Below are 1,013 nucleotides of genomic sequence, written 5' to 3'. Positions count from 1 at the left end.
CGGCCACGACGGCCACGACGGCAAGCCGGGCGCTGCCGGTTATCCCGCCACGCCGGGCGCTGGCGATGCCGTTGCAGCTTCGCTGCGCAATCTTCTTAACACTATCGAAGGCTAATATGAATACGTCTAGCTTCATCGCTGCGCTCGCCGCGGCGTTGACCCCGCGCGCCGGTTTCGTGCCGCGCGGCCTAATGTTTGTGCGCGCCGAGGGCGCAATGCCCGAGGTCAAGGCGTTGGTCGAGACGCTGCAAAAGGCATTTCACGACTTCAAGGCCGAGCATACGAAGCAGCTCGAGATCGTGAAAGCGGGTTTGCCCGCAAGCGACATCGCAGCCAAGGTGACGAAGATCGACGCCCACGTCGAGGAGCTACAGAAGGCCATCGACGATGCGAACATCAAGATTGCGGCCACGCAGATGAATGCGGGCGGCAAGCAGCTTCGCGACGCGCAATACACGGAAGCGTTTAATGCGCATGTGAAGCGCGGCGACGTGAATGCGGCGCTCAATAAAGGCGCCGATGAGCAGGGTGGCTATTTGACGCCAGTCGAGTGGGACCGCACGATTACGGACAAGCTGGTGCCTATCTCACCGATGCGGCAGATCTGTCGTGTGCAATCGGTCTCGAAGGCGGGCTTCTCGAAGCTGTTCAACATGGGGGGCACCGCAAGTGGCTGGGTGGGCGAAACGGAGGAGCGCAAGCAGACCGGCACCGCGCAATTCAAGTCTTTGACGTTTGGTTCGGGCGAGATCTATGCGAACCCGGCGGCCACCCAACAAATCCTCGACGACAGCGAGATCGATCTCCAAACCTGGTTCGCTGATGAGGTGCAGGCTGAATTTGCCAAGCAGGAGGGTAGAGCGTTCCTTGACGGCGACGGCGAGAACAAGCCCTGCGGCATTCTGCAATACGTGAAGGGCGGTGTGGCTGAAAAAAAACACCCATTCGGCGAGATTGGTATCGTAGGCTCGGGCACAGCGGGCGCAATCTCGTCAGACGCAATCATCGATCTT

General features: G+C 60.1%; 1 protein-coding gene. It reads left to right on the top strand.

Going from position 1 to position 1,013, the window contains the following annotated elements; genetic code table 11:
- Positions 1-116 precede the first annotated feature (116 nt).
- Positions 117-1,013 (top strand): phage major capsid protein (locus QCE79_RS32995; protein WP_309851661.1); only part of this gene is annotated, 897 nt, incomplete at its 3' end.

The organism is Caballeronia sp. LZ003, from assembly GCF_031451465.1.
Lineage (GTDB): Bacteria > Pseudomonadota > Gammaproteobacteria > Burkholderiales > Burkholderiaceae > Caballeronia.
The sequence above is the reverse complement of the archived record's forward strand: the minus strand, read 5'-3'. Positions and strand labels throughout refer to the sequence as shown.